The organism is Streptomyces nidicola, assembly GCF_050106155.1.
GTDB lineage: Bacteria > Actinomycetota > Actinomycetes > Streptomycetales > Streptomycetaceae > Streptomyces.
On the sequence record NZ_JBNBPI010000001.1, the window covers coordinates 3,797,518 to 3,821,707 of the forward strand.

At 70.7% G+C, this 24,190-nt stretch carries 21 protein-coding genes; 13 read left to right on the forward strand and 8 right to left on the reverse strand.

Going from position 1 to position 24,190, the window contains the following annotated elements; genetic code table 11:
- Positions 1-343: 343 nt before the first annotated feature.
- Entirely contained in the window at positions 344-1,432 is a 1,089-nt protein-coding gene (gene ychF / locus ACOKM3_RS17140; RefSeq protein ID WP_426901412.1) for a redox-regulated ATPase YchF, read from the reverse strand.
- Between the two features lie 161 nt (positions 1,433-1,593).
- Here ychF and ACOKM3_RS17145 point away from each other — a divergent pair, with 161 nt between their 5' ends.
- Positions 1,594-2,241, forward strand: coding sequence for a DUF6542 domain-containing protein (locus ACOKM3_RS17145; RefSeq protein ID WP_426901414.1), 648 nt, complete (start codon positions 1,594-1,596; stop codon positions 2,239-2,241).
- 43 nt (positions 2,242-2,284) lie between these two features.
- Here ACOKM3_RS17145 and ppgK read toward each other — a convergent pair whose 3' ends face one another.
- Together ppgK and ACOKM3_RS17155 are read right to left on the reverse strand one after the other, a co-directional pair.
- Positions 2,285-3,034: a polyphosphate--glucose phosphotransferase gene (ppgK, locus tag ACOKM3_RS17150; protein WP_426901416.1), complete on the reverse strand. Its 750-nt coding sequence runs from the start codon at positions 3,032-3,034 to the stop codon at positions 2,285-2,287.
- Between the two features lie 29 nt (positions 3,035-3,063).
- Complete coding sequence (locus ACOKM3_RS17155) at positions 3,064-4,080, reverse strand: 4-hydroxy-3-methylbut-2-enyl diphosphate reductase (RefSeq protein WP_426901418.1); 1,017 nt, start codon at positions 4,078-4,080, stop codon at positions 3,064-3,066.
- 83 nt (positions 4,081-4,163) lie between these two features.
- Between ACOKM3_RS17155 and ACOKM3_RS17160 the strand changes: the two genes are divergently transcribed.
- The 4 genes from ACOKM3_RS17160 to ACOKM3_RS17175 all read left to right on the forward strand — a co-directional run bounded on the left by ACOKM3_RS17160 (position 4,164) and on the right by ACOKM3_RS17175 (position 7,871).
- On the forward strand, positions 4,164-5,543 hold the full coding sequence (locus ACOKM3_RS17160) for an APC family permease (protein ID WP_426901420.1): 1,380 nt from the start codon (positions 4,164-4,166) through the stop codon (positions 5,541-5,543).
- A 79-nt stretch (positions 5,544-5,622) separates the two neighbouring features.
- Positions 5,623-6,834 (forward strand): exodeoxyribonuclease VII large subunit, encoded by a 1,212-nt coding sequence (xseA, locus tag ACOKM3_RS17165; RefSeq protein ID WP_426901422.1) that lies wholly within the window; start codon positions 5,623-5,625, stop codon positions 6,832-6,834.
- Between the two features lie 14 nt (positions 6,835-6,848).
- A complete protein-coding gene (locus tag ACOKM3_RS17170) occupies positions 6,849-7,106 on the forward strand; it encodes an exodeoxyribonuclease VII small subunit (RefSeq protein ID WP_426901424.1) in 258 nt (85 codons plus the stop codon).
- 174 nt (positions 7,107-7,280) lie between these two features.
- Complete coding sequence (locus tag ACOKM3_RS17175) at positions 7,281-7,871, forward strand: malonic semialdehyde reductase (protein WP_426901426.1); 591 nt, start codon at positions 7,281-7,283, stop codon at positions 7,869-7,871.
- Positions 7,872-7,963: 92 nt separating this feature from the next.
- On the opposite strand, the gene ACOKM3_RS17180 is transcribed toward ACOKM3_RS17175, so the two are convergent.
- On the reverse strand, positions 7,964-8,506 hold the full coding sequence (locus tag ACOKM3_RS17180; RefSeq protein ID WP_426906814.1) for a DUF4245 domain-containing protein: 543 nt from the start codon (positions 8,504-8,506) through the stop codon (positions 7,964-7,966).
- 205 nt (positions 8,507-8,711) lie between these two features.
- On the opposite strand from ACOKM3_RS17180, the gene glpX reads away from it, so the two are divergent.
- Positions 8,712-9,746 (forward strand): class II fructose-bisphosphatase, encoded by a 1,035-nt coding sequence (gene glpX / locus ACOKM3_RS17185; protein ID WP_266713611.1) that lies wholly within the window; start codon positions 8,712-8,714, stop codon positions 9,744-9,746.
- Between the two features lie 185 nt (positions 9,747-9,931).
- Here glpX and ACOKM3_RS17190 read toward each other — a convergent pair whose 3' ends face one another.
- Entirely contained in the window at positions 9,932-10,294 is a 363-nt protein-coding gene (locus tag ACOKM3_RS17190) for a WhiB family transcriptional regulator (RefSeq protein WP_426901428.1), read from the reverse strand.
- Between the two features lie 159 nt (positions 10,295-10,453).
- On the reverse strand, positions 10,454-11,140 hold the full coding sequence (locus tag ACOKM3_RS17195) for a DUF1707 SHOCT-like domain-containing protein (RefSeq protein ID WP_328632504.1): 687 nt from the start codon (positions 11,138-11,140) through the stop codon (positions 10,454-10,456).
- Positions 11,141-11,307: 167 nt separating this feature from the next.
- On the opposite strand from ACOKM3_RS17195, the gene ACOKM3_RS17200 reads away from it, so the two are divergent.
- The 5 genes from ACOKM3_RS17200 (at position 11,308) to ACOKM3_RS17220 (ending at position 18,127) form a co-directional block, all read left to right on the forward strand.
- Entirely contained in the window at positions 11,308-12,984 is a 1,677-nt protein-coding gene (locus tag ACOKM3_RS17200; RefSeq protein WP_426901430.1) for a fumarate hydratase, read from the forward strand.
- Between the two features lie 76 nt (positions 12,985-13,060).
- The gene (locus tag ACOKM3_RS17205; RefSeq protein WP_426901432.1) at positions 13,061-14,476 is read left to right on the forward strand and encodes a class II fumarate hydratase; all 1,416 of its coding nucleotides are present in this window, start codon (positions 13,061-13,063) and stop codon (positions 14,474-14,476) included.
- Positions 14,477-14,549: 73 nt separating this feature from the next.
- Positions 14,550-15,227, forward strand: coding sequence for a cytidylyl-2-hydroxypropylphosphonate hydrolase (fomD, locus tag ACOKM3_RS17210; RefSeq protein ID WP_426901434.1), 678 nt, complete (start codon positions 14,550-14,552; stop codon positions 15,225-15,227).
- Positions 15,228-15,645: 418 nt separating this feature from the next.
- Positions 15,646-17,655 (forward strand): ATP-binding SpoIIE family protein phosphatase, encoded by a 2,010-nt coding sequence (locus tag ACOKM3_RS17215; RefSeq protein ID WP_426901436.1) that lies wholly within the window; start codon positions 15,646-15,648, stop codon positions 17,653-17,655.
- 10 nt (positions 17,656-17,665) lie between these two features.
- Entirely contained in the window at positions 17,666-18,127 is a 462-nt protein-coding gene (locus tag ACOKM3_RS17220; protein ID WP_426901438.1) for a hemerythrin domain-containing protein, read from the forward strand.
- A gap of 21 nt (positions 18,128-18,148) precedes the next feature.
- Here ACOKM3_RS17220 and ACOKM3_RS17225 read toward each other — a convergent pair whose 3' ends face one another.
- Positions 18,149-19,186, reverse strand: coding sequence for an Lrp/AsnC family transcriptional regulator (locus ACOKM3_RS17225; RefSeq protein ID WP_426901440.1), 1,038 nt, complete (start codon positions 19,184-19,186; stop codon positions 18,149-18,151).
- 89 nt (positions 19,187-19,275) lie between these two features.
- On the opposite strand from ACOKM3_RS17225, the gene ACOKM3_RS17230 reads away from it, so the two are divergent.
- Both ACOKM3_RS17230 and ACOKM3_RS17235 read left to right on the forward strand, forming a co-directional pair.
- On the forward strand, positions 19,276-20,547 hold the full coding sequence (locus tag ACOKM3_RS17230; protein ID WP_426901442.1) for an MFS transporter: 1,272 nt from the start codon (positions 19,276-19,278) through the stop codon (positions 20,545-20,547).
- A complete protein-coding gene (locus ACOKM3_RS17235) occupies positions 20,544-21,824 on the forward strand; it encodes an amidohydrolase (RefSeq protein ID WP_426901444.1) in 1,281 nt (426 codons plus the stop codon). The genes ACOKM3_RS17230 and ACOKM3_RS17235 overlap by 4 nt, the downstream gene beginning before the upstream one ends.
- A gap of 4 nt (positions 21,825-21,828) precedes the next feature.
- On the opposite strand, the gene ACOKM3_RS17240 is transcribed toward ACOKM3_RS17235, so the two are convergent.
- On the reverse strand, positions 21,829-24,072 hold the full coding sequence (locus ACOKM3_RS17240) for a transglycosylase domain-containing protein (protein WP_426901446.1): 2,244 nt from the start codon (positions 24,070-24,072) through the stop codon (positions 21,829-21,831).
- Positions 24,073-24,190 lie beyond the last annotated feature (118 nt).

A 24,190-nucleotide genomic window follows, 5' to 3' on the forward strand; every position in this document is an offset into this window, starting at 1 on the left:
GTGATGCTCACGACAAGCGACCCGGGGTGTCAACGAACTCCTGCCGCAGGCGAAGAAATCAGGCCCTACCGTCTCCTCGAACCCCACACAGACGCCGGAACCCCCTGCGCACCCGACGCCCCAGGTCCCGCGGGGGAAGGCACCGCCGACACCACTGCGCTTTCACCACCCCGTCACCGCACGGACGCCGCCGCCTCACAGGCGAGTGGGCCAATTCCTGCCGCATCAACCGCCGTTGACCACTCGCCCGGCCCGGACACACAGATGGGGCCGCCCCGAAACCGGGGCGGCCCCATCTGCACTGCGCGTTTGTCGGTTCCGCGCATCCACGGAACTGCGTCCGCTACACGTTGAACCTGAACTCCACCACGTCGCCGTCCTGCATCACGTAGTCCTTGCCCTCCATGCGCGCCTTGCCGGCCGCGCGGGCGTCGGCGACCGAGCCCGTCTCGACCAGATCGGCGAAGGAGATGACCTCGGCCTTGATGAAGCCCTTCTGGAAGTCGGTGTGGATGACACCGGCCGCCTCGGGGGCCGTGGCGCCCTTCTTGATGGTCCAGGCGCGGGACTCCTTGGGGCCTGCCGTCAGGTAGGTCTGGAGGCCGAGGGTGTTGAAGCCGACCGTGGCGAGCGTGGCGAGGCCCGGCTCGTCCTGGCCGACGGACTGGAGGAGTTCGAGGGCCTCCTCGTCGTCGAGCTCGGCGAGGTCCGCCTCCAGCTTGGCGTTGAGGAAGATCGCCTCGGCGGGGGCGACGAGGGCGCGCTGCTCGGCCTTGAACTCGTCGTCCGTCAGCTCGTCCTCGTCCACGTTGAAGACGTAGAGGAAGGGCTTCGTCGTGAGGAGGTGCAGGTCGTGGAGGAGCTCCTCGTTGCCCGAGCCCTGGACGATGCCCGCCGAGAAGAGCGTCTCGCCCTTCTCCAGGATCTCCTTGGCCGCCTCGACCGCCTTGACCTTCGGGGCGATGTCCTTCTTGATGCGCGACTCCTTCTGGAGGCGCGGGAGGACCTTCTCGATGGTCTGGAGGTCGGCGAGGATCAGCTCGGTGTTGATCGTCTCGATGTCGCTCTTCGGCTCGACCTTGCCGTCCACGTGCACGACGTTCTCGTCCTGGAAGGCGCGGATGACCTGGCAGATCGCGTCGGACTCGCGGATGTTCGCCAGGAACTTGTTGCCCAGGCCCTCGCCCTCGGAGGCGCCGCGCACGATGCCCGCGATGTCGACGAAGTCGACCGTGGCCGGGAGCACCTTCTGGGAGGAGAAGATCTCCGCCAGCTTCGTGAGGCGGGCGTCCGGCACGCCGACCACGCCGACGTTCGGCTCGATCGTGGCGAACGGGTAGTTGGCCGCGAGCACGTCGTTCTTGGTCAGGGCGTTGAACAGGGTCGACTTGCCGACATTCGGCAGACCGACGATTCCGATCGTGAGCGACACGTTGCGACTTCCCGTACGTGGTGTGGGTGGGTGTGGGGCTGGGCAGTCCACCAGTCTACGGCCTCGCCGAACCCGACAGACTTGCGCCAAGTGCGGTCAAGCTCTGCCAAAGGGCGTGTCCCTTGGCCTATTGGGCACATAAGCGCATCTATGTTGGGCTTGTGGAGCAACCCAGGACGCGTCCCCCGCAGGCCAGGCCCCGCCGCACGGCCCCGCTGCCGCCGCAGGCGCAGGGCGGCCAGGACGGCGCCGTGCCGTCCGGTGAGTCCGCCACCGTGTACCGCGCCGCCCGTGGGGGTCCGACTCCCGGGCGCCGCCCCCTCCGCTTCCCGAACCCACGGCTCACGGGGCGGGGCAGTGGACTGTTCTGCATCGCCGCGATGCTGGTCGTCGGATTCCTCGACCAGCTGCTGTTCGGCGGCGCCCCGGCCTTCTACGGCGTGCTGTTCCTGCTCGTCAGCGGGCTCACGGCGGTGTGGGTGCGGGGCGCGGACCTGGTGACGGCGCCGGTCGTGGTGCCGATCGCGTTCGCCGTCGGCATCGTGCCGATCTCCGAGGGCACGGGGGGCTTCGGGCAGCAGTTCATGGGGCTCGCGACGACGCTCGCCATGAACGCGATCTGGCTGTACGGCGGGACGCTCATCACCGGCGTGCTCGTGACCGTACGGAAGGTGCGGCTCATGGCCCGGCGGGCCGCGGTGCGGCGGGCCGGTGGCCGGCAGCCGTCCGGCTCCGGCGCGCAGCCCTCGCCCCAGTCCTCGCCCCAGTCCTCGTCCCAGGCGCCGGGACCGCGCCGCCGTACCGCGTAGCCGAGACCCCCGCGCAGCCGACTCCCGTAGAGCGAGGCAGGCGCTACGCGCGCGATGCCGTCATCGCCGCCCCCACGATCCCCGCGTTGTTCTGCAGCTCGGCCGGGACGATCTCCGCCTTGATGCCCTTGATCAGCGGCAGGAACTTGTGCGCCTTGCGGCTGATCCCGCCGCCGATGATGAACAGCTCGGGCGAGCAGAGCATCTCCACGTGCGCCAGGTACTTCTGCACGCGGTGCGCCCAGTGCTCCCAGCTGAGGTCGTGGTCCTCGCGCGCCTTCGTGGAGGCGTGCTTCTCCGCGTCGTGCCCGTTCAGCTCCAGGTGGCCCAGTTCCGTGTTCGGCACGAGGACGCCGTCGGTGAACAGGGCGCTCCCGATGCCCGTACCGAAGGTGAGCAGCAGCACGGTGCCCTTGCGGCCGCGGCCCGCGCCGAACTGCATCTCGGCGACGCCCGCGGCGTCCGCGTCGTTGAGCACCGTGACCGGGAGCCCGCCGAGCTTCTTGCTCAGCAGGGCCCGCGCGTCCACGTCGACCCAGCTCTTGTCGACGTTCGCCGCCGTGCGCACCATGGCACCGCCGGTGACGACGCCGGGAAACGTGATGCCCACCCGGTCGGGCCGCACGTCGGCGAAGTGGTCGATGACCTGCTTGACCCCGTCGGCCACGCCCTCGGGCGTGGCCGGGTGCGGGGTCAGCACCTTGTGGCGCTCCTGGGCGAGATCGCCGCGCTCCAGGTCGACCGGGGCGCCCTTGATCCCGGATCCACCGATGTCCACACCGAAGATCTGCATGACTCCACGTTACGACGGGAGACCGACAGTCACTCCTTGGAAGCGGATTCTCCGGCTTCGCCAACCAGCGACCGCGCCTCCGCGCGCAGGTCGCGGCGGAGCTCCTTGGGCAGCGAGAACGTGATCGACTCCTCGGCCGCCTTCACGATCTCCACGTCCGCGTAGTCACGCTGCTTCAGGTACTCCAGGACCTCCTCGACGAGGACGTCCGGGACCGAGGCGCCGGAGGTGACGCCGACGGTCGTGACGCCGTCCAGCCAGGACTCGTCGATCTCGGAGGCGTAGTCCACGAGGTGGGCGTCCTTGGCGCCGGCCAGCTTGGCGACCTCGACGAGCCGCACGGAGTTCGAGGAGTTGCGCGAGCCGACGACGATGACGAGGTCGGACTCGGCGCCCATCTGCTTCACGGCGAGCTGACGGTTCTGGGTGGCGTAGCAGATGTCGTCGCTGGGCGGCGAGATCAGGCCCGGGAACTTGCCCTTGAGGGCGTCGACGGTCTCCATCGTCTCGTCGACGGAGAGCGTGGTCTGGGAGAGCCAGACGACCTTCTCCGGGTCGCGGACCTCGACCTTGGCGACGTCCTCGGGGCCGTCGACGAGCGTGATGTGCTCGGGGGCCTCGCCGGACGTGCCGATGACCTCCTCGTGGCCCTCGTGCCCGATCAGGAGGATGTCGAAGTCGTCCTTGGCGTAGCGGATCGCCTCCTTGTGGACCTTGGTCACCAGGGGGCAGGTGGCGTCGATGGTGGCGAGCTTGCCGCGCTCGGCCTCTTCGTGGACGGTCGGTGCGACACCGTGCGCCGAGAACATCACGATGGAGCCCTCGGGGACCTCCTCCGTCTGCTCGACGAAGATGGCGCCCTTCCTCTCCAGGGTCTGCACGACGTACTTGTTGTGCACGATCTCGTGGCGGACATAGATGGGCGCCCCGAACTGCTCGAGGGCCTTCTCGACGGCGATCACGGCACGGTCCACACCGGCGCAGTAACCCCGGGGGGCGGCGAGCAGGACGCGGCGGGAGCCAGGCGTTGCAGTCATGTCCCCCATCGTAAGGGCGACCCCAGGGGGCCAAAGATCGTCCCGGTGGGGAGACTGGGTTCTGCGCGCTGCACGAGAGCTACGGAGGCACCATGTCCGCCGACATCACACAAGAAGAGACCGCCCTGCGGCGCAGTCTCGGCTTCCGGGACCTCGTGGTCTACGGGCTCCTCTTCATCGCCCCCATGGCGCCCGTCGGCGTCTTCGGCACCCTGGACGCGAAATCGCACGGTGCGGTGGCCCTCGTCTACATCGTCGCGACGATCGCGATGGCGTTCACCGCATTCAGCTACGCACAGATGGTGCAGGTGGCCCCCCAGGCGGGCTCGGTCTTCGCCTACGCGCGCGCGGGTCTCGGAAAGGGCCCCGGGTTCATCGCGGGCTGGATGGCGATGCTCGACTACGTACTGATCCCGGCGGTCGCGTATCTCTTCGCCGGGATCGCGATGAACTCGCTCGTCCCCTCGGTCTCCCAGTGGGTGTGGACGGCGCTCGCGGTGGTGATCACGACGCTGCTCAACCTGTGGGGCGTGCGGGCGGCGGCGCGGGTCGGGTTCGCGGTCCTGGCGCTGGAGATCGTGGTCCTGCTGGTCTTCGTGGTCTCGGCGGTCGTGGTGCTGGCCACGGACGGGCCGCAGCGCGACTGGCTGTCCCCGCTGACGGGCGACGGCACGCAGGGCGCGTTCGCGCTGTCGGCGGTGATCGGCGCGGTGTCCGTGGCGGTCCTGTCGTACCTGGGCTTCGACGCCATCGCGTCGTTCGCGGAGGAGGTCACCGGGGGCTCGGCGAAGGTCGCGCGTGCGGTGCTGTTCTGCCTCGTCTTCACCGGTGTGCTGTTCGTCGCGCAGACCTACTTGGTCGCCCTGCTCGAACCCACCACGTCGGCGCAGCTCGCCGCCGACCCCGGTAAGCAGGGCAGCGCCTTCTACGACGCCGTGGACGCGTCCGTGGGCTCGTGGCTGCACGACCTGGTGGCGGTGAGCAAGGCGATCGGCGCGGCGTTCGCGGCGCTCGCCGGGCAGGCGGCGGCCGGGCGGCTGCTCTTCGCGATGGCCCGCGACCGGCGGCTGCCGAAGGCGCTCTCGCGTACGTACTCCGGGGTGCCGCGGGTGGCGCTGCTGCTCGCAGCGGTGATCACGCTCGTCGCGGCGGTGTGGGCGGCCAGCCGGGACGACGGCATGGACCACCTGGTCTCGGTCGTCGACATCGGCGCCCTGACGGCCTTCACGCTGCTGCACGCGAGCGTGGTGGGGTATTTCGCGGTACGCCGCCGTGGGGGCGCGGTGAGCTGGTGGCGCCACATCCTGATCCCGGTCGTCGGCGCGGCGATCACCGTCGCGGTGATCGTGGAGGCGTCGCGGACGGCGCAGGTGGTGGGCGCGATCTGGCTGGTCATCGGCCTCGTGGTGCTCGCGGTGCAACGGGGCCGGGAGCCGGCCGTGCCGTCGGCGGACGGCGGCACGGCGGGCTGAGTCCCCAGGGCCTCGTCCGCACGGGGCACCGGCGCCCGGGGCCACCTGCGATGTCAGTGTCTGCGACTACGCTCACGGCATGGCTGTCAACACGTCCGCGGACGCACCGCTGCCCGTCGGGCAGGTGTCGCGGCTCATCGGGGGATGGATCGACCGGCTCGGCGCCGTGTGGGTCGAGGGACAGATCACGCAGCTGTCCCGCAGACCGGGCGCGGGCGTCGTGTTCCTGACGCTGCGCGACCCGTCGGCCGAGATCTCCGTGTCGGTGACCTGCTACCGGCAGGTGTTCGACGCGGTGGCGGACGTGGTCCGCGAGGGCTCCCGCGTCGTCGTGCACGCGAAGCCGGAGTGGTACGCGCCGCGCGGGCAGCTCTCGCTGCGGGCCGCCGAGATCCGCCCGGTCGGCGTCGGTGAACTGCTCGCGCGCCTGGAGCAGTTGAAGAAGGCGCTGGGCGCGGAGGGCCTGTTCGCGGACGACCGCAAGAAGCCGCTGCCGTTCCTGCCGCAGCTCATCGGCCTGGTCTGCGGCCGCGCCTCGGCCGCGGAGCGCGACGTGCTGGAGAACGCGCGGCACCGCTGGCCCGCCGTCCGCTTCGAGGTGCGCAACGTACCGGTGCAGGGGGTGCACGCGGTGCCGCAAGTGGTCCAGGCCGTCAAGGAATTGGACGCGATCGACGACGTCGACGTGATCATCGTGGCGCGCGGCGGCGGCAGCGTGGAGGACCTGCTCCCGTTCTCCGACGAACAGCTGGTGCGGACGGTGTCCTCCTGCCGTACGCCCGTCGTCTCCGCGATCGGCCACGAGCCGGACAACCCGCTGCTCGACTACGTGGCCGACCTGCGCGCCTCGACGCCCACGGACGCGGCGAAGAAGGTCGTGCCGGACGTCGGTGAGGAGTACGAGCGGGTGAGCTGGCTGCGGGACCGGGCCAGGCGCAGCGTCGAGGCGCTCCTGGAGCGGGAGGAGCGGGGCCTCGCGGCGGCGCTCTCCCGGCCCTCGATGGAGGACCCGCACCGCATGGTCGACGAGCGCGAGGAACAGATCGCGGCGCTGACCGAGCGCTCCCGCCGCACCCTCGGCCACCTCCTCGACCGCGCCGAGTCGGAGCTGACGCACACGCACGCGCGCGTGGTCGCGCTCTCCCCCGCGGCCACCCTGAAGCGTGGTTACGCGGTGCTGCAGAAGCCGGACGGGCACGTGGTGCGGGGCCCGGACGAGGTGGCGGGCGACGAGGAGCTGCGGGCCCGCGTCGCCGAGGGCGAATTCACCGTACGAGTAACCGAAGCGTGAGGACGGACAACAGGATGGCTACGAAGACGGCACAGCCGGCCGACGAGGCGCTCGGCTACGAGCAGGCGCGGGACGAACTGATCGATGTCGTACGGCGCCTGGAGGCCGGCGGCACGTCCCTCGAGGAGTCCCTCGCGCTGTGGGAGCGCGGCGAGGAGCTGGCGAAGGTGTGCCGCCGCTGGCTGGACGGCGCGCGTGCCCGCCTGGACGCGGCGCTCGCGGAGGAGGGCGAGGAGGAGGCCGGGGAGACCGAGGGCGCCGACGAGGAGTGACGCCCCGGGCCGACCGACCGCCCGCCGCCGCCCCCACCCGTGCCCCCCTTGTGAAGAGGGTCACGAAGAGTTTGGTTGAAGGTTGAACCTCATCGGCGTACCGTCTTCCATGTGGGCCGATCCGGACAGAACGGATCGCCGCAGCCGTGACCGTCGCACCGAGAAGGTTGATCCATGTCTCTCGTTCTTGACCCCGCCGCGCAGGACCTGCTGTTCCGCGAGGCCCGCACCGCGAACACGTTCTCCTCGGAGCCCGTGACCGACGAGCAGATCGCGGCGATCTACGACCTGGTCAAGTACGGCCCGACCGCCTTCAACCAGTCGCCGCTGCGCATCACCCTGGTCCGCTCCCCCGAGGCCCGCGAGCGCCTCGTCAAGCACATGGCCGAGGGTAACCAGCCGAAGACCGCCACCGCCCCGCTGGTCGCGATCCTCTCCACGGACCACGAGTTCCACGAGGAGCTGCCGCAGCTCTTCCCGCACGCCCCGGGCATCGCGGACATGTTCTTCTCCGAGCGCCCGGTCCGCGAGCAGGCCGGCACGCTGAACGCGACGCTGCAGGCCGCGTACTTCATCATCGGCGTGCGCGCCGCCGGCCTGGCCGCGGGCCCGATGACCGGCTTCGACTTCGCCGGCGTCCAGAAGGAGTTCCTGGACGACGACCACACCCCGCTGATGGTCATCAACATCGGCAAGCCGGGCGAGGACGCCTGGTTCCCGCGCTCGCCGCGCCTGGAGCAGGAGCAGGTCATCACGACCGTCTGAGTTCCGCGCATACGCGTACGTACGAGGAAGGGCCCCGGCTTCGGCCGGGGCCCTTCCTCGTACGTGTGTGGTGGACGTGGTGGACGGAACGGTCACACCTTCTCGCGCTTCGCCTCCAGCGCCTCGGCCATCTTCGTCAGCTGGGAGAAGTCGGCCGTGCCGGTCACCACCGTGGTGGAGCCCTTCTGCTTCAGCACCAGGGCGTCGTACTTCTCGCCCTTGTAGCGCTCCCAGGTCTCGCCGCCGATCCGCTGCGTGTCACCGGTCGCCGACGCACCCTGGCTCACCTTGTTGATGAACCCCTTCGACGCTCCGGACGCCTGCTCGACGGCGACGTACTGCCCGTCCGGGTCGAGGAACCCGAGGTGCCACGCGTCGTTCGAAGTGCCCTGGTAGCGCACGGAGGTCGGCTTCCAGTCGTGCGAGAGACCCGTGGGCGCCGCCACCGGGTACGGCGCCGCACGGCGGGCCGTCGACAGCTCGACCTTGTAGTCGACGCGCTTGACCTGCGGCTCCCCGGAATCGTCGTGCGGGACGAAGAGGTAGATCACGCCGGCCGCGACGACACAGACGCCGAGCGAGAGGACCAGGCTGCCGACCGTTTTCTTACCGTTTCTTGCTGCCACGCGCCCCATCGTCGCAGGTCGCCGGATGATCTCTGCCGGGAGGTCCGGATTCGCGCGGTCCGGCATGCGCACGCCCGCTCATCCGTGGGGCGGTCTGCTCAGATTGTCGGACTGACGATAGAGTCCTCCCATACCAACCCCTCGTCCGGCCGTCGTCGTATCCCGGTGAAGCCGAACAACCCCGGTGAACCCCGGAACAGAAAGGTGCGTCTCGATGACCGAGCATCACCAGCTTCCGTCCGAACTCGAGGTCCCTTCCGAGGCCCCCGACCGCAACCTCGCCCTGGAACTCGTCCGGGTCACCGAAGCCGCGGCGATGGCCGCCGGCCGCTGGGTGGGCCGCGGCGACAAGAACGGCGCGGACGGCGCGGCCGTGCGCGCCATGCGCGCCCTCGTCTCCACCGTCTCGATGAACGGCGTTGTCGTCATCGGCGAGGGCGAGAAGGACGAGGCCCCGATGCTCTTCAACGGGGAGCGGATCGGTGACGGGACCGGCGCCGAGGTCGACATCGCCGTCGACCCGATCGACGGCACGACGCTCTGCGCGAAGGGCATGCCGAACGCGATCGCCGTGCTCGCCGCCGCGGACCGCGGCACGATGTTCGACCCGTCCGCCGTGTTCTACATGGACAAGCTGGTCACGGGCCCCGAGGCCGCCGACTACGTGGACATCAACGCCCCGGTGTCGGTGAACATCCGCCGCGTCGCCAAGGCGAAGAAGCGTGCGCCCGAGGACATCACCGTGGTCATCCTCGACCGGCCGCGGCACGAGGGGATCATCAAGGAGGTCCGGGAGACCGGCGCCCGCATCAAGCTGATCTCGGACGGCGACGTGGCCGGTTCGATCCTCGCCGTACGCGAGGGCAGCGGCGTCGACCTGCTGCTCGGCATCGGTGGCACGCCCGAGGGCATCATCTCGGCCTGCGCGATCAAGTGCCTGGGCGGTGTGATCCAGGGCAAGCTGTGGCCGAAGGACGACGAGGAGCGGCAGCGGGCGGTCGACGCGGGGCACGATCTGGACCGTGTGCTGTCCACGGACGACCTGGTGTCCGGCGAGAACATCTTCTTCGTCGCCACGGGGATCACCGACGGCGAGTTGCTGCGGGGGGTGCGGTACGACTCGGAGCGGGCGCACACGTCGTCGCTCGTGATGCGGTCGAAGTCCGGGACGATTCGGCAGATCGACTCGACGCATCGGCTGAGCAAGCTGCGTGCCTACAGCGCGATCGACTTCGACCGGGCCAAGTAGGTTGCGGGGGTCCGGGGTTGACGCCTCGGGGCGCCGCCCCGGGCCCCGCTGCTCAATCGCCGCAGGGGCTTGATAAATCAAGCCCCGCCAGCGATTGAGGCGTCCTGACCCTGTCGGCGACTGACCCAATCCAGCCCCTCCGGCGTTTGAGGAGCGGGGTCCGGGGCGGAGCCCCGGGGGTTGCGTCAGACCGCCACCGTGTGCGGGGCCTTCTTGAGCTCGACGTCGCGGCGGCGGCGCCTCGCCAGGACCACCCGGCGCTCGGCCGCGGTGAGGCCGCCCCACACCCCGTACGGCTCCGGCTGGAGCAGCGCGTGCTCCCGGCACTCGACCATGACGGGGCAGCGGGCGCAGACCCGCTTGGCCGCCTCCTCGCGCGCGAGACGCGCGGCGGTCGGTTCCTTGGAAGGGGCGAAGAAGAGTCCCGCCTCGTCGCGCCTGCACACCGCCTCCGTGTGCCATGGAGCGTCCTGATCCCTGCCCCTGACTGGCTCGCGCTGCTGCGGTACGGCGGTGACCTGCAGGGACTGATGCGGCGGGTGCAGCACGGTCTACTCCTGACGACGGCTGACGACGGCTTTCGCGAGCGGGCGACGATGCAGCAAGCTCTACCCGCTGTGTCGGCTCCTATGCACTGAGTTCCGAAGCACGGAAGTTCCAGGGCGCATACGGGAGTTCACCGCCCGGCGGTCACCGGCGCGCGGCCGTCAGCCGAGGTGCTTGCGCAGGTGCTTCTCCAGGTTCTGGATGAGCTTGCCGCGCTTCGGCTTCGCCTCGATGTTCCCGAGGACCGCCACCCCGTCCACGTACACGACGGGCGCCTCGGGCTCGCGCGCGTCCAGCGTGTCCACCTCGAAGTTGCCGAGGACGCCCGCGCCGCTGCCGCGCAGCGAGATGTTCTCCGGGACGCGGATCTCCACGTTGCCGAACACGGAGACCGCCTTGATGTACACCTGCGGGTACTCGAAGATCGCCTCGCTGAGGTCGATCTCCACGTTGCCGAAGATCGCGTACGCGTGCGTGCGGCGGCCCACCCGCCAGCGGCCCTTGCGCGTCGTGGAGCTGAGGACCGCCACCAGGTTCTCGTCGGCCACCGCCGGGACCGTGCCGGGCGCCGGCCGGCTCGGGGCGGGGCCCGGGTCGGGCGCGGGGCGGTGCGGCGCGTGAGCACCCGGCAAGTCGCGCACCAGCGGCTCCAGTTCGCCGACCGTCTTGGCGCGGTAGACCCCGTCGATCCGCTCGGCGTGCTCCTCCGCGTCGAGCCGGCCCTCGGCGAGCGCCTCGCGCAGGATGTCCGCGATCCGGTCGCGGTCGGCGTCGGACGCGCGCAGGTCGGTGGGCTCCGCCACGGGAGCGCTGGGCGCGGGCTGCGAAGGGCGCTTTTGAAGGTCCACGACAGCAGAGTACCGAAACGCGATAGATCGCGACACCCCCCGTCCCGGACCGCCAGAGGGCCAACTGAGCCTTACCTCACAGGCTCGGCCGCCCGACCAGGTTCTACGCTGGTTGGCGCTGCCAACGGATGCCAGCTGCTGTCTCTGTCGAGTGAGGAATGGGCGAGATGCCTGAGTTCGCGTACACCGATCTGCTTCCCCAAGGTGAGGACCCCACCACGTACCGGTTGGTGACCTCGGAGGGTGTCTCCACCGCTGAGGGGCCGGACGGCCGTACGTTCCTGAAGGTCGAGCCGGAGGCGCTGCGCAAGCTCGCCGAAGAGGCCATCCACGACATCCAGCACTACCTGCGCCCGACCCACCTCGCGCAGCTGCGCCGCATCGTCGACGACCCCGAGGCGTCCGGCAACGACAAGTTCGTCGCGCTCGACCTTCTGAAGAACGCCAACATCGCGGCCGCGGGCGTGCTCCCCATGTGCCAGGACACCGGCACCGCCATCGTCATGGGCAAGCGCGGGCAGAACGTCCTCACCGAAGGTGAGGACGAGAAGTCCCTCAGCAAGGGCATCTACGACGCCTATCAGAATCTCAATCTGCGTTACTCGCAGATGGCGCCCCTGAACATGTGGGAGGAGAAGAACACCGGCTCCAACCTCCCCGCGCAGATCGAGCTCTACGCGACGGACGGCGGCGCCTACAAGTTCCTCTTCATGGCCAAGGGCGGCGGCTCCGCCAACAAGTCGTTCCTGTACCAGGAGACGAAGGCCGTACTGAACGAGTCCTCCATGATGAAGTTCCTGGAGGAGAAGATCCGCTCCCTGGGCACGGCGGCCTGCCCGCCGTACCACCTCGCGATCGTCGTCGGCGGCACCTCCGCCGAGTACGCCCTGAAGACCGCCAAGTACGCCTCCGCGCACTACCTGGACGAGATCCCGGCCGAGGGCTCCGAGCTCGGGCACGGCTTCCGGGACAAGGAGCTGGAGGACAAGGTCTTCGAGCTGACGCAGAAGATCGGCATCGGCGCGCAGTTCGGCGGCAAGTACTTCTGCCACGACGTGCGCGTGGTGCGCCTGCCGCGGCACGGCGCGTCCTGCCCGGTCGCCATCGCCGTGTCCTGCTCCGCCGACCGCCAGGCCGTCGCGAAGATCACCGCCGAGGGCGTCTTCCTGGAGCAGCTGGAGACGGACCCGGCACGCTTCCTGCCGGAGACGACCGACGAGCACCTCTCCGAGGACGAGTCGAGCGACGTCGTCAAGATCGACCTCAACCAGCCGATGGACGCGATCCTCGCCGAGCTGGCCAAGCACCCGGTGAAGACCCGCCTCTCCCTGACGGGCCCGCTCGTCGTCGCCCGCGACATCGCGCACGCCAAGATCAAGGAGCGCCTGGACGCCGGCGAGGAGATGCCGCAGTACCTGAAGGACCACCCCGTGTACTACGCGGGCCCGGCGAAGACCCCCGAGGGCTACGCGTCCGGTTCCTTCGGCCCGACCACGGCCGGCCGCATGGACTCCTACGTGGAGCAGTTCCAGGCCGCGGGCGGCTCCAAGGTCATGCTCGCCAAGGGCAACCGCTCCAAGCAGGTCACCGACGCGTGCGACGCGCACGGCGGCTTCTACCTCGGATCCATCGGCGGCCCGGCCGCGCGTCTCGCGCAGGACTGCATCAAGAAGGTCGAGGTCGTCGAGTACGAGGAGCTCGGCATGGAGGCCGTCTGGAAGATCGAGGTCGAGGACTTCCCGGCGTTCATCGTCGTGGACGACAAGGGCAACGACTTCTTCCAGAACCCGGCGCCCGAGCCGACCTTCACGCACATCCCGGTGCGCGGCCCCGGCCTCTCGTAACCAGTCGGCGTCACACGATGGTGGGGTTGTTCCGGCGCTGCGGAACAACCCCGCCGTCGTATTCGCTGTACCTGGTATGAGCGACGTACCTGGGACGAGCGAGACCGACGGCGACTACCGCATCGAGCACGACTCCATGGGCGAGGTCCGCGTGCCCGCCGCCGCGAAGTGGCGGGCCCAGACGCAGCGCGCCGTGGAGAACTTCCCCATCTCCGGGCAGCGCATCGAGCGCGCCCACATCGAGGCCCTCGCCCGCATCAAGGGCGCGGCGGCGACGGTGAACGCGGAGCTCGGGGTGGTCGACAAGGACATCGCCGAGGCGATCGCCGCGGCCGCCGCAGAGGTCGCCGAGGGCCGCTGGGACGACGAGTTCCCGATCGACGTGTTCCAGACCGGATCCGGTACGTCGTCGAACATGAACACCAACGAGGTGCTGGCCACGCTCGCCACCGAGCGCCTGGGCCGCGACGTGCACCCGAACGACCACGTGAACGCCTCGCAGTCGTCCAATGACGTGTTCCCCTCGTCCATCCACATCGCCGCCACCGCGGCCGTCACCCACGATCTGATCCCGGCCCTGGAACACCTGGCCGCGTCCCTGGAGCGGAAGTCGGCCGAGTTCTCCGATGTCGTGAAGTCGGGGCGTACGCATCTGATGGACGCGACACCGGTGACTCTCGGCCAGGAGTTCGGCGGCTACGCGGCGCAGGTCCGTTACGGCGTCGAGCGGCTGACCGCCTCGCTCCCCCGCCTCGCCGAACTCCCCCTGGGCGGCACCGCGGTCGGCACGGGCATCAACACCCCGCCCGGCTTCTCGGCCGCCGTCATCGCCGAGGTCGCGCGCGCGACGGGGCTGCCGCTGACCGAGGCCCGCGACCACTTCGAGGCGCAGGGCGCGCGCGACGGGATCGTGGAGACGAGCGGCCAGCTGCGGACGATCGCCGTCGGCCTGACGAAGATCGCCAACGATCTGCGGTGGGCCGCTTCCGGACCCCGTACCGGGCTCGCGGAGATCAACCTCCCCGATCTGCAACCCGGTTCGTCGATCATGCCGGGCAAGGTGAATCCGGTCATTCCCGAGGCGACGCTGATGGTCGCGGCCCAGGTCACCGGCAATGACGCGACGGTCGCGGCGGCCGGCGCCGCGGGCAACTTCGAGCTGAACGTGATGCTCCCGGTGATCGCCAAGAACGTGCTGGAGTCCATCCGGCTGCTCGCCAACGTGTCCCGGCTGCTCGCCGACCGCACCGTCGACGGCATCACCGCCAACCGCGAACGCGCCCGCGAGTACGCCGAGTCCTCCCCCTCCGTCGTCACGCCGCTCAACAAGTACATCGGCTACGAGGAGGCCGCCAAGGTCGCCAAGAAGTCGCTCGCCGAGCGGCGCACCATCCGTGAAGTCGTGCTCGACGGCGGCTACGTGGAGCGCGGCGACCTCACCGTCGAACAACTCGACGAGGCGCTCGATGTCCTGCGGATGACGCGGCCGTGACAGCCCGTGGTCGATTGGCGTATTCGTGATACGCACCGCAGCGTCGTATGCCGTTGGCACCTAATATCTGTGCATGACAGACGCGTACCGGATGACCGAGAGTGGAGGGCGCTGGGCGCCCGGTGAGCCGATCCTGTGGCGCTACCGCGCCAACGGGGGCGACGGCTTCCACATCTGCCGTCCGGTCACGGTCGTCCAGGACACCGACGAGCTGCTCGCCGTGTGGATGGCGCCCGGCACCGAGTGCGTGAAGCCGGTGCTCGCCGACGGCACGCCCGTGCACCGCGAGCCGCTCGCCACCCGCTACACCAAGCCGCGCACCCTCCAGCGCGACCGCTGGTTCGGCACGGGCGTGCTGAAGCTGGCGCGGCCCGGCGACCCCTGGTCGGTGTGGCTGTTCTGGGAGCCGGGCTGGAGGTTCCGCAATTGGTACGTGAACCTGGAGGCGCCGCGCGCCCGTTGGGCCGCGGGCGTCGACTCGGAGGACCACTTCCTCGACCTGTCGGTGTACCCGGACGGCAGCTGGCGCTGGCACGACGAGGACGAGTTCGCGCAGGCGCAGGCCGTCGGCCTGATGAGCCCCGCACAGGCGTCCGAGGTGCGGTCCGCGGGGCGCCTGGCGGTCGAGGAGATCGAGAACTGGCGGCAGCCGTTCTCGGACGGCTGGCAGCACTGGCGCCCGGACCCGGCGTGGCCGGTTCCCGCCCTGCCGGCCGACTGGGACCGTACGCCCGCGCACGTGTCCTCATGAGACCCTTGATGCGCCCCCATGGGGTAACCGTAGGATCGTCCTCCGCAAGAGAGCACCGGTCCGGATGTGCGGGTTCTAGGGACAACTCTTGGCACGCACAACTGGTCTGACACGATGTCAACGAGGTCATCGAGGGGCGGCTGGACCGTGAACGTGGGTGAGACGACGCAGTGGGCGGGCCGGTACGAGACGGCCGCCGGGACCGCGAGCAGTGCTGTCCGCAGGTTCCCGGTGTGCTCGGCCGCGGGGATTCCGTTCCCGGAGCGCGGGTTCCGGGTATCCGGTCCCCTACGGGACACGCCGCAGGTCACCGGCAGCGGCGCCACCCCCGACAGGCCCTGGCCCCAGCTGTTCCCCAACTGCCGGCGCACTGGCCAGTGACGCGGCGCGCAGCCCCGGACGGACGGAATCGACACGCGTGACGGAGTACCCCACCTCCCACGAAGGCCGCCACCACGGAACGGCGGCCCGCCCCGCCGACCCCCGCGGGGCCCTTCGGCACAGCCCTGACACCTCCGCGTCCTCCGGCGAGGCCTCCGCCCCGGGCTCCGGAGGCCTGCCGGAACAGCCACGGCGCGCTTCCGGTTCCACCCCGGACGCCGAGCACGCGCAGCCCGTCGCGCCCTCCCCCGAGCCCGTGCGGCCGGGCCCGCCGGACGGCCCGGACCGCCGCACCGGGCAGCCGCGCCCCGGCGGACAGCCGACGGCGATGCGGCGCGACGGCGACCGGCTGCGCTTCGTCGGCGCCGCGACCCGGCGGATCGCCCGCGGCCTCGACCTCGACGAGATCGTGATGGGCCTGTGCCGGGCGACCGTGCCGACGTTCTCCGACGCGATCCTGGTGTATCTGCGCGAGCCGCTGCCGGTGGGCGACGAGCGGCCGACCGGGCCCATGGTGCTGCGCCTGCGCCGCACCGACCGGATCCCGGACGGCGCCGACACCGCCGGCGACTCGGACACCGAAGGCGCGGGGCTCACGGTCCCGGTCAGCCCGCAGCTGGAACTGACCGCGGGCAGCGCCGAGTTGTGCGAGGTCCGCGTCGGGGGCGCGCTCGCCGAGGTGCTGCGCGGCGTACGTCCCGTATTCGCCGACTCGCCCGCCGCGCTCGCCGCGCTGCCCGAACTCCTCGGCTCCGACCGGGCGTTGCCGGGCGGCCAGCGCGCGATCCTGGCGCCGTTGCGCGGCCGCCGCCGGGTGATCGGTGCCGCGGTGTTCCTGCGCCGCCCCGACCGGCTGGCGTTCGACGCCGACGACCTGCTGGTGGCGGGGCAGTTGGCGACGCACAGCGCGCTCGGCATCGACAAGGCGGTGCTGTACGGCCGGGAGGCGTACATCGCGGACGAGCTCCAGCGCACGATGCTGCCGGAGACGCTGCCGCGCCCGACGGGCGTGCGCCTCGCCTCGCGCTATCTGCCGGCGGCGGAGACGGCGCGGGTCGGCGGCGACTGGTACGACGCGATCCCGTTGCCCGGCAGCCGAGTTGCGCTCGTCGTCGGCGATGTCATGGGCCACTCGATGACGTCGGCCGCCATCATGGGCCAGCTGCGGACGACCGCGCAGACGCTCGCCGGGCTCGACCTGCCCCCGCAGGAGGTCCTGCACCACCTCGACGAGCAGGCCCAGCGGCTCGGCACGGACCGCATGGCGACCTGCATGTACGCGGTGTACGACCCGGTCGCGCACCGCATCACCATCGCCAACGCCGGGCATCCGCCGCCCGTCCTGCTGCACCTCGGCGGGCGCTCCGAGGTGCTGCGGGTGCCGCCGGGCGCCCCGATCGGCGTCGGCGGGGTCGACTTCGAGGCGGTCGAGCTGGACGCCCCGGCGGGCGCGACGCTGCTCCTGTACACGGACGGGCTCGTCGAGTCCCGGCTGCGGGACGTGTGGACCGGGATAGAGCAGCTGCGCGAACGGCTCGCCGCGACCGCGCAGTTGACGGGCCCGGACCATCCGCCGCCCCTTGAGGCACTGTGCGACGAGGTCCTCGACATGCTCGGCCCCGGCGACCGGGACGACGACATCGCGCTGCTCGCCGCCCGGTTCGACGGGATCGCGCCGAGCGACGTCGCGTACTGGACCCTGGAGCCGGAGGACGCGGCGCCGGGCCGGGCCCGCAGGCTGGCGCGCAGCGCCCTGGACCGCTGGGGTCTGGAGGACCTCACGGACTCGGTCGAGCTGCTGGTGAGCGAGGTCGTGACGAACGCGGTGCGGTACGCCACGCGTCCGGTGACGCTGCGCCTGCTGCGGACCGACGTGCTGCGCTGCGAAGTGGGCGACGACGTACCGCAGTTGCCGCGGCTCCGGCAGGCGCGGGCGACGGACGAGGGCGGCCGCGGGCTCTACCTGGTGAACCGGCTCGCCCGGCGGTGGGGTGCGACGCGCCTGTCCACCGGCAAGGTCGTCTGGTTCGAGCTTCCGGTGCCGTAAATATGTGGCCATGTGCCACTACTGCGGATGCCGCGAGATCCCGCTGATCAAGGAGTTCATCGCCGAGCACGAGCGCGTCACCGACGCCGCCGGTGACGCGCTGCGGGCGCTGGAACGCGGCGACGTGGCGGCCGCGCGGACGCTCGTGGCCACGATGGCGCGGGAGCTCGCCTCGCACTGGAAGGGCGAGGAGGACGGCCTGTTCGCGGTGATGCGCGACGATCCGGAGTACGCCGACTACATCGACGCCCTCGTCGCCGAGCACCGCGAACTGGGCGCGCTGCTGCCCACGCTCGACCTCACGGACCCGGGCGACGTACAGCGCCTCAAGGACGAGACGGACGAGCTGCACCGGCACATCGCCAAGGAGGAGGACGGCCTCTTCCCGGCGTCACTGACGGCGCTGTCCGGGGACGGCTGGGACGCGTCGATGGCGGCGTGGCGCGCGGCGCACCCCCAGCAGGACGCCTGAACGGTCAGGACGCCTGAACGGTCAGAACCCCACCGGCACATACCCCGTCGCCCGCCCCCGGTCGTCGAGGACCCGCCCCATCCGCTTCACCGTGCGCAGCGTCACCGTGCGGTCCTCGACGCGCAGGGCGGGGAACCGCTCGTCCAGGGCGGCCTCCAGGGCGGCCATGCCGTCGAGGTCGCGGAGCCAGACCTGGAAGAGCAGGTTGCAGGAGCCCGTGACCGAGGTGCACAGCCGCATCTGCGGGAATCGGGCGAGGGCCGAGCCGGTGCGGTCGAGTTCGCCGTGCGGGACGGTCGCCCGGTACGTGGCGAGGGCCGGCCAGCCCGCCAGCTGCTGGGCCAGATCGCAGCGCAAAAGGATCTCCCGGTCGCGCATCTCGCGCGCGAGCCTGCGCCGCACGGTCGACTCGCCGACGCCGACGACCGCCGCCAACTCGGCGAACCCGGCACGGCCGTTCGCGCCCAGCTCGCGCAGGAGCGCCAGGTCGACCTCGTCGCGGGGCCGGAACGGGCGGGACGGCGCGCCCGGCCCGGGTCCCGCCGTGTTGAGCCGCGCGCGCCCCGCCCGGTCGAGGGCGCGCACCTTCCAGCCGCTGCCCTCCTGGTAGAGCCGCATGCTCAGCCGGGTCCGCGTGCCGCGCACGCCCGGCAGGCGGCCCAGGTCTTCGCTGACCCGGCGCCCGAGCGCGGGCAGGTCGGTCGCCGCGATCGAGAGCAGCAGATCGTAGTCGCCGACCACGTGCTCCGCGCTGAACACCCACGGAAGCCGGACGAGGCGGGCGCTCAGCTCCTCCAACTCGCCCGGTGTGCAGGTCACTTCCACGTAGGCGACGGTGGCCGTCGTCGGCCCCGCGTACGCCGTCACCCACGCCAGGCCGGCCTTCTCCAGGCGCGCCCAGCGGCGGGCCGCGGTCGTCGCGTCGATGCCGACGGCCGGTCCCACCCGGCTCCACGGGGCGCGCGGATCGGTCTGCAAGGCGTCGATCAGGGCGAGATCGGCCTCCTCGAAGGCGGCGGATTCCGGCACAAGACCGTGCGCGTTGCCGTTTTCCAGCATTTGAGGCCCCTTCCCGCACGGCGGCCGGATTCTGTCCCCACTTCCGAGCCGTCCCCCACACCAGCACGCCCACTCTAGAAGGAGTGCCTGTGGTCCCACCCTCGCAAGGCCCCGCACGTGAGCGTCTCGACAAGGGCGCCAAGATCACGGTCACGCTGCTCTTCGCCGCCTGGCTGATCGACTACATCGACCGTCTGGTCATCAATCTGGCGCTGCCCTCGATCGGCCACGAATTCGACCTCAACCGGGCCCAGCAGGGCCTGGCGGTCTCCGTGTTCTTCGTGGCGTACGCCGTCTGCCAGATCCCGGGCGGCATGCTCGCCGACCGGTTCGGCGCCAAGCGCGTCACCTGCTGGGCGCTGCTCATCTGGTCCGTGTTCACGGCGCTCACCGGACTCGCCGGCTCGTTCGCGATCCTGCTGGTGGTGCGCTTCCTGTTCGGCATCGCCGAAGGTGTCTTCCCCGGCGCCTCGATGAAGGCGGTGAGCGAGCGGACGACGCCGGGCCAGCGGATGAGCGCCAACGGCATCGTGCAGTCGTCGAACGCGGTGGCCGCGGTCATCGCCCCGCTGATCGCGGCACCGCTCATCGCCCACTTCGGCTGGCGCTCGGCCTTCTTCACCGTCGCCGCCGTCGGCGTCTTCGTGTACGCGGCCGTCCAGCTGTGGCTGCCGGAGCGGGAGCGTACGGAGGCAGGCGCACGGCCGACCGGCTCCGCCCGCACCGTGCTTCGCTCGGGGACCATGTGGGCGTTCGCCGGGATGTTCTTCGGCTACGACATCATCGTGTGGGGCCTGAACACCTGGGTGCCCTCGTACCTCAACCAGGAGCGCGGGCTCGCGCTCACCTCGGCGGGCGCCCTGTCGATCCTGCCCGCGGGCGCCGCGGCCGTCGCCATCATCGTCGGCGGCCGGCTCACGGACCGCTTCGCGGGCAACCAGCGCCGGATCGTGGTGCCCGCCATGGCGGTGTCGTCGATCGCTCTGCTGCTGATGGCGACGGCGTCCGGCACGGTCGCGTTCATCGGCTGGATGACGGTGGCGATCGCGGCCGCCTCCCTGAGCTACATGCCGATCTTCGCGGTGCCGCTGCGCAGCCTGCCGCCCGAACTGACCGGCGCGGCCGCCGGGTTGATCACGTTCGGCGGACAGGCCGGCGGCGTCGTCGCGCCGACCGCGATGGGGCTGCTCGCGGACTCGGCCGGGTTCGGCGCCGCGTTCGGCTTCCTCGTCGTCGGCGCGGTGCTCGCCGCGGTCCTCGCCTGCGTCACCCCGCAGACCACACTCACCTTCCGCCGGGCGCTGCGGCTGCCCGACGCGTCCGAGCCCACCCCCGTACCCGTACAAGGAGAGCCCCGATGACCGCCACACCCGCCACGGCCACCACCCTCGACAGCCTCCTGCCGTCCCTGCGCGAGCTCTACCGGGACCTGCACGCCCACCCCGAACTCTCCCTCCAGGAGACCCGCACCGCCGGGATCGTCGCGGCCCGGCTGCGCGAGCAGGGCGGATGGGAGGTGACCGAGGGCGTCGGCGGCACCGGCGTCGTCGGGGTCCTGCGCAGCGGCGAGGGCCCGACCGTGCTGCTCCGCGCCGACATGGACGGGCTGCCCGTCCTGGAGGCGACGGGCCTGCCCTACGCGTCCGTGGCGCGCGGCACCGACCGCGACGGCAACGACGTACCGGTCATGCACGCCTGCGGCCACGACATGCACGTCACGTGTCTGCTCGGCGTGACGGCGCTCCTCGCGGCGGAGCGGGACGCGTGGCGCGGGACCGTCGTCGCCGTGTTCCAGCCCGCGGAGGAGATCGGCCGCGGGGCGAGGGACATGCTGGACGACGGGTTCGCGGAGCGCTTCCCGAAGCCGGACGTGTGTCTCGGGCAGCACGTCGGCCCGTTCCCCACGGGTGTCGCGGTGACCCGGCCCGGAGCGGTGATGGCGGCCTCCGACAGCTACCGCGTACGCCTCTTCGGGCGCGGCGGGCACGGCTCGACGCCCGAGTCGACCGTCGACCCGGTGGTCCTCGCCGCGGCCGTCGTGATGCGGCTTCAGACCGTGGTCTCGCGCGAGGTCGGGGCCTCGCAGACGGCCGTCGTGACGGTGGGTTCGATCCACGCCGGCACGAAGGAGAACATCATCGCGGACGAGGCCGAGCTGAAGCTCAACATCCGCTCCGTCGACCCGGTGGTGCGCGAGCGGGTGCTCGCCGCGGTGCGCAGGATCGTCCGGGCGGAGGCGGAGGCCTCGGGCTCGCCCAAGGAGCCGGAGTTCACCTCGCTCGGCTCCTTCCCCGTCACGGAGAACACCGACGACGCCACCGCCACGACGATCGACGGGCTGCGCGGGGCGCTCGGCGAACAGGGCGTCCTCGTGCTTCCGCAGCCGATCAACGGCAGCGAGGACTTCGGCCTGTTCGGCAAGGAGCTCGGCGTGCCCTCGGTGTTCTGGCACTTCGGCGGGGCCGACCCGGCCGCCTTCGCGGGCCACGACGCGGGCACGCTCGCCTCGCGCGGACTGCCCGCGGAGATCCCGGTGAACCACTCGCCGCAGTACGCGCCGCTCCAGGACCCCACGATCGAGCTGGGGGTGCGGGCCTTCCTCGCGGCGGCCCGCACCTGGCTCGGCTCTCCCGAGTAGCCGGTCAGTCCCTGCCGTTCCCGTTCCCGCCGCCGTTGCCCTCCGGTTCGATCGGGTCGTCCGGCCAGCTCTCGGTCGGGCTGTCGGTCGGGACCGGGAGCGTCTGCGTCGGCTCGTCGCTCGGCGTCTCGCTCGTCGGCGTCTCGCTCGGCGTCGACTCGGTCGGCGTCGGCTCGGTCGTCTCCGACTCGCTCGGCGTCGGGTCGGTCGAGGGCTCCTCGGTCGGGGTGGCCGGGGCGGTCGTCGTGGGCTGGACGGCCTTGCCCATGTCGGTGTCCAGGTCGAACTTCCCGTTCGCACTGGACGAGTTGAAGGTGTACTGCGCCCAGATCTGGGCCGGGAAGCTGCCGCCGTCGACTCGCGGCAGGCCGCCCGCGCCCTCCATGGACACGTGCGCGCCCGCCTCGGAGGACTTCAGCGCGCCCTCGCCGAACAGGCCCACCGAGGTGACCAGGTCCGGCGTGTAACCGGTGAACCAGGCCGACTTGTTGTCGTCGGAGGTACCGGTCTTGCCGGCGACCTGCTGGCCCTCGCGGGAAGGGTTGTCGCGCACCGAGGTCTTCGCGGTGCCGTCGTCGACCACACCGGTGAGGACCGAGGTGACCGAGTCGGCGGCGCCGCGGCTGATCACCTGCTCGGCCTCGGGCTCATCCAGCGGGATCTTCTCGCCCTGCTTGGACACCGCCTTCACGATCCGCGGGGTGACCTTCTTGCCGTGGTTGTCGAGGGTCGCGTAGACGCCGGCCATCTCCATCGGGCTCGCGCCCATGGTGCCGAGGGTCTGGGCGGGGAACGGCTTGAGGTCCCCCGAGTCCATGCCGAGCTTCTTCGCCGTCGCCATCACCTGGTCCATGCCGACGTCGACGCCGAGTTGGGCGAAGACGGAGTTGATGGACTTGTTCATGGCGGTCTGGACGGTGACCGGGCCGTAGCTCTTCTTGTCCTCGTTCGGCGGGGCGAAGCCGACCTTCTCGCCGTTGTCGACGACCGGGCGCTTGCTGGTGCCGTCGTAGATCGTGTCCGCGGTGATGCTCTGGCCGGACTGCGTCGTCGCCTCGTTCTCCAGGGCGGCCGCGAGGATCAGCGGCTTGAAGGTGGAGGCGGGCTGGTAGTCGGTGCGGGTCGCGTTGTTGACGTAGTGCTCGCTGAGCCCCTCACCGCCGTACATGGCGAGGACCTTGCCGGTCTTCGGATCGACGGAGACGGCGCCGGCCTGCACGCGCGCGTCGGCCTTCTTGTCCTTGCGGTCGAGCTTGTCGTTGAGCTGCTGGTCGACCGACTTCTCGAGCTGCTTCTGCTTCTTGCGGTCGACGTTGAGCGTGATCGCGTAGCCGCCGGCGTTGAACTGCGCTTCGGTGAGGTTCAGTTCCTTCATCACCTCGTCCTTGGCGGCCTCGTAGAGGTACCCCTCCTGGCCCTTGAGCCCCGAGGCGGCCTTCGGCGGGTTCGGCTTGTCGAACGTCATGCCCTGCCGGTCGCTCGCGCTCAGCCAGTGCTTGTCGACCATGTTGTCGAGCACGTAGTTCCAGCGCGCCTTGGCCAGTTGCTTACCGGTGTCGGATGCGATCGCCCAGTCGTACTGGTTGGGGGCCTGGAGCAGCGCGGCGAGGTACGCGCCCTGCGGCACGGTCAGCTTCGAGGCGTCCTCGCCGTAGTAGGCCTGGGCGGCGGCCTGGATGCCCCAGGCGCCGCGGCCGTAGTAGCTGGTGTTGATGTACCCGGCGAGGATGTCGTCCTTGGACTGCTTCTGGTCCACCTTCAGCGAGATGACCAGTTCCTTGAGCTTGCGGGAGACGGTCTGTTCCTGCGTCAGGTAGTAGTTCTTCACGTACTGCTGGGTGATCGTCGAGCCGCCCTGCTTGCCCTTGCCCATGACGGTGTTGAGCATGCCGCGGGCGGTGCCCTTCAGGTCGATGCCCTTGTCCGTGTAGAACGTCTTGTTCTCGGCGGCGACGAAGGTGTGCTGGACGCCCTCGGGCACCTCGGCGAGGTCGACGAGCTCCCGGTTGACCTTGCCGGTGCGGGCCATGGTCGAACCGTCGCTGTACTTGTAGACGTTGCTCTGCACCTGGGCGTCGGGGTTGCCCTCCGGTACGTCGATCACCAGGTACAGCACGATGAACGCGCCCATGCACAGCAGCACGAGCCCGAAGAACGTGCCCAGGAGCTTCTTCCAGGTGAAGAAGCGGCGTATGCCCGACGGCCGCGCCGCGCGCTTGCGCGCCTTCCTCGCATCCGCTCGGCCCATGACCTCAGTCGCTCCGCTTCTTGTCCTTGTACGTGTACGCCTTCGCGTACGGGTACGAACCCAGTTCTCACGATCGTGCTGAATCGGCTCAAGAACCTAACCCGTCACTTATGTCGAA